Genomic DNA, 4,641 nt, shown 5'->3' with positions numbered 1-4,641 from the left:
GTGCCGGTCGTTTTGGCGAAGATATCGGCCATCGGCACGCCCGACACGCGGACCGGCTTGGTCAGCACTTCGGTCTGGTAGGTCATCACATCGGGGCGCCCGTCGACGCTGCGCTGGTCACTCACAAGCCAATCCTGCCAGCGGCCATCGCCAAAGTTGACCGGGCGCGGCAGATGCGGGACCGGCTTGGCCGGATCGGCGACATAGCTGTCGCCACCCGCCGCGCCCTGGTCGAACGAGAGCGCCCCGCTTTCGACCAGATAGATCGGCTTCATCGGCGACGCGCAGCCACTGTCGCACGCGAGCGGCCATTTGGCGAAGCGCTCCCAATGGTTCTCGCCCGTGTTGTAAATCGTCGCGGGCGGCAGCGTGACGGGGGGACCGTCCTTCAGATACTGGTTGAACAGCGGCAGCACCATGTTCTCGCGGAACTGCGCGGCGGTGTCGCCATTCCATAGCAGCGGCCCGAGCGAGCGCCCCTCGCGGTTGATCTGGCTGTGCCGCCATGGCCCCATGACGAGGAAGTTGTTGCCCAGCTTGCCCTTGGCCTTCAGCGCTTCCCAAGCGACGATCGCGCCGTAAATATCCTCCTGATCCCACAAACCCTGTTCCCAGATCGTCGGGATGTCGGACGGATTGGCAGCGAGCAGCTTGTCGAGCGCCTGCCCCTGCCAGAAATCGTCATAGGCGGGGTGATCGGTCATCCGCTTCCACGCCGGCAGCTGGTCGAAACCTGACAGCTTGGCCCATTCGGCGGCGCCACCGATCCGGCGGAATTCCTCATAATTGTCGTAGATGCCCGTGGCGGGATCATCGCCCTTGCCCTTGTAGCCGGTTTGCGACGCGATCCAGCCGATGTTGGCGAGCCGGAACGCGCCGTGGTGGAACCAGTCATCGCCCATCCAGCCGTCGATCATCGGGCTTTCGGGCGCGGCGACCTTGAGCGCCAGGTGCGGCTTGAGCAGCGCCGCGACGACGGTGAAGCCTTCGTACGACGATCCGATCATGCCGACGCGGCCGTTCGATTCGGGCAGGTTGGCCTTGTTCACCAGCCAATCGATCGTGTCATAGGCGTCGGTGGTGTGATCGGTGCTGGTCGGGTTGAGCGGCCCGATTGGCGGGCGGGTGACGACATAATCGCCTTCGGATTTATACTTGCCGCGAACGTCCTGATAGACGCGGATATAGCCCGCCTTCACAAACGGCTCGTCGGAAAGCGGCAGCGTTGACAGGATGTGCGGGCTGTCCATCCGGTTCGCCCGCGCCGACGCGTTATAGGGCGTGCGCGTCAGTACGATCGGCGCGTTGGTGACGCCCTTGGGGTAGACAATGACGGTGTAGAGCTTCACGCCGTCGCGCATCGGCATCATCACTTCGCGCTTGATGTAATCATTGGCGGTGGTCGGCGGGGCGAAATGCGCGGGGACATCGCCCCCCGGCGCCTGCTGCGCGAATGCGGGAGCAAGAGCGAGGCTCGCGACGAGCGCGATCAGAGGCAAGCGAAGGGTCATCGGGGAAATCTCCGGAGGAGCAGGTCAGATGGCGCGATAGTGTCACCTGTGGCCGGGGACGCAAGTCCTAGCGTTTGCGGACCGCGCCGTGCAGTCGCATGCCGATCCGGTCGTAGAGGCGCGGCGGCACGTCGAGCCAGAATGGGCCGAGGCGGGGGTTGCCGGGCCGATCGATGCCGATCAGATAATCGACGCCAAGTTCGGCCTTGCCGCCGCCCGCCCAGCGATAACGCGCGCTGAGCACGACGACGGGCACGCACATCGGACGCCCCTGCAACATCAGGCGGTTGATCTGCGCCACCGGCAGCACTGCTTTCGCCGCGAGCACAACATCGGCGCCGGGTGCAAGGGCAATGGGCTCGGCCATCGGCCGGTCGATCGGGTCGGCGGGTCGGTCGGCAGTCGGAAGCTGCGCGCGTGCGTCTTCGGTACGCAGCTCGACGTGGAGCCGGAGGTCGGTCGCCGCCACTTCGCCTTCATTGTGCAGTGCGATCTCGAAGCCAACGCAAAGCATGTCGCCGTCGATGCCAGCTTGCTGGATCGTCAGATCAAGCGTGATCGCCGGACGAGCGCCGGACGGAACGGGCATCAGCGGGTCGGTCGCCTCAGCCGCCGTCACCGCTGTTGCAGTGGGCGCGGCGGGAACCATTTCGGGCTCGGTCTTTCGCCGACGCCGACCGAAGAAGACCAAGGCGCCAGCAAGCGTCAAACCACCGATGGCAAGTGCGACCAGTGCGATTTGCCAATTGGCCAGCGCCAGTGGCGCCCTCCCCCCGGGCTGTGCGGGTGCGGTGGGTGTCGGGGTGGAGGCGCTGGAGGTTGGCGGCGAGGCGGGCGCTGGGGTTGGCGTCGGCGTCGCGCTTGGCTCAGGGGTCGGCGAAGCGGTGGGGCGCGGCAGGGACGGCGTGGCGCGGACTGAGGCAGGCTTTGGCGTCGCGGCTGCCCGTGGCGGTGGCGTGGGCGTTGGCGCGGCGGTGGGCGTCGGCGTGGGTTTGGGCGCCGGAACGACGACCGTGCCCGGCAAGCGGTAGTCATCGACATCCTGCCCCGACGGACTGTTTTGCGCCGCCGCGCTGCCAGCGGCGGCGGTAATCGCCAGCATCGCGGCCGCGCTTCGGATCGCGTTGTTGATCATCCCCACGACAGCCCCTTAGCCACGCCAAGCTGAATGCCAGACAACTGGCGCGAGCTATGGGCGATTATCTGCGCGTGCGACATGTCGAATCGTGCGTTGATGATGCAACTCAGCCGCTGCGCCGACCGGGCCGCCCAGATTGGCGACACGCGCGCACGGTGATTGACAGCGCCGCACCCTCTTCCTATATCGCGCCTTCCGCCACATCTCCCGGGAAATGAATCGCCGTCGCGCAGCGATTCGATCGAATTGGGAAATCTGGTTCAAAGACGCTGAAAGCTGCGGTTCCGCCAAGGAACACGCGGCTTTTTGTGTCTTTGCTGCGTGCCCCGCCCGGAGGTTTCCGGGCGCGTAATTCTGGCTGACGAGGCGAACCTTCCCCTATGGCGACCAAGGCAATCGAGACCGGCACTGCAAAGCGCCGCATCCGCAAGGTTTTCGGCAACATCCACGAAGTCGTGCAAATGCCGAACCTGATCGAGGTTCAACGCGAAAGCTATGAACAGTTCCTGCGCTCCGATCCGTCGATCGGTTATGTGTCGGGCCTCGAAAAGACGCTGCGCTCGGTATTCCCGATCCGCGACTTTGCCGGCACTGCCGAACTCGATTTCGTCAATTATGAGCTTGAGCCCCCCAAGTTCGACACCGACGAATGCCGCCAGCGCGGCATCACCTATGCCGCCCCAATGCGCGTCACGCTTCGCTTGATCGTGTTCGAAGTCGATGCCGACACCGAAGCGCGCAGCGTGCTCGATATCAAGGAGCAGGACGTCTACATGGGCGACATGCCCCTGATGACGGGCAACGGCACCTTCATCATCAACGGCACCGAACGCGTGATCGTGTCGCAGATGCACCGTTCGCCGGGCGTGCTGTTCGACCATGATCGCGGCAAGACGCACGCATCGGGCAAGTACCTGTTTGCGGCGCGCGTGATCCCGTATCGCGGATCGTGGCTCGATTTCGAATTCGACGCCAAGGACATCGTCAACGTCCGCATCGATCGCAAGCGCAAGCTGCCGGTCACGGCTTTGCTCTACGCGCTTGGCCTGACGAGCGAAGAAATCCTCAACTATTTCTACAACCGGGTGACGTTCGTTCGCGGCCAGGGTGGCTGGATCATCCCGTTCCAGGCGGAGAATTGGCGCGGCCAGAAGCCGATGTACGACATCATCGACGCCAAGACCGGCGAGATCGTGTTCGCCAACGGCCAGAAGATTTCGCCGCGCGCTGCCAACAAGGCAGCCAAGGACGGGCTGAGCGACCTGCTGATCCCGACCGAGGAAATCTTCGGCCGCTATTCGGCTTATGACCTGATCAACGAGTCGACTGGCCAGATCTACATTGAGGCGGGCGACGAAGTGTCGGCCGAAAATCTCGAACTGCTCGACAAGGCCGGCATCGACCGGATCGAGCTGCTCGACATCGATCACGTCGCCACGGGTCCGTGGATCCGCAACACGCTGAAGGCCGACAAGGCCGAAGAGCGCGAGCAGGCGCTGTCGGACATTTACCGCGTGATGCGCCCCGGCGAGCCGCCGACGCTTGAGACCGCAGAGTCGCTGTTCAGCGGGCTGTTCTTCGATCCCGATCGTTATGATCTGTCGGCGGTTGGCCGCGTCAAGCTCAACATGCGCCTCGACCTCGATGTCGAGGACACGGTGACGACGCTGCGCACCGAGGACATTCTTGAGGTCGTCAAGACGCTCGTCAACCTCAAGGACGGCAAGGGCGAAATCGACGATATCGACAATCTCGGTAACCGTCGCGTCCGTTCGGTCGGTGAGCTACTGGAGAACCAGTACCGCGTCGGCCTGCTCCGCATGGAGCGTGCGGTGAAGGAGCGGATGAGCTCGGTCGATGTGTCGACCGTGATGCCCAACGACCTGATCAACGCCAAGCCGGCGGTGGCGGCAGTCCGCGAATTCTTCGGCTCGTCGCAGCTGTCGCAGTTCATGGATCAGACCAACCCGCTGTCGGAAGTCACCCACAAGC

At 64.2% G+C, this 4,641-nt stretch carries 3 protein-coding genes and 1 pseudogene; 2 read left to right on the top strand and 2 right to left on the bottom strand.

From position 1 onward, the window contains the following. On the bottom strand, positions 1-1,511 hold a 1,511-nt coding region (locus tag K2W81_RS09805), incomplete at its 3' end, for a CocE/NonD family hydrolase (RefSeq protein ID WP_294103794.1). 67 nt (positions 1,512-1,578) lie between these two features. After that, entirely contained in the window at positions 1,579-2,220 is a 642-nt protein-coding gene (locus K2W81_RS09800) for a hypothetical protein (protein WP_294103792.1), read from the bottom strand. Positions 2,221-2,257: 37 nt separating this feature from the next. On the opposite strand from K2W81_RS09800, the gene K2W81_RS09795 reads away from it, so the two are divergent. Continuing rightward, the gene (locus tag K2W81_RS09795; RefSeq protein WP_294103790.1) at positions 2,258-2,542 is read left to right on the top strand and encodes a hypothetical protein; all 285 of its coding nucleotides are present in this window, start codon (positions 2,258-2,260) and stop codon (positions 2,540-2,542) included. 487 nt (positions 2,543-3,029) lie between these two features. Further along, positions 3,030-4,641 (top strand): annotated as a pseudogene (locus K2W81_RS09790) (DNA-directed RNA polymerase subunit beta); the annotation flags it as partial.

The organism is Sphingomonas sp. (genome assembly GCF_019749955.1).
Lineage (GTDB): Bacteria > Pseudomonadota > Alphaproteobacteria > Sphingomonadales > Sphingomonadaceae > Sphingomonas.
The sequence above is the reverse complement of the archived record's forward strand: the minus strand, read 5'-3'. Positions and strand labels throughout refer to the sequence as shown.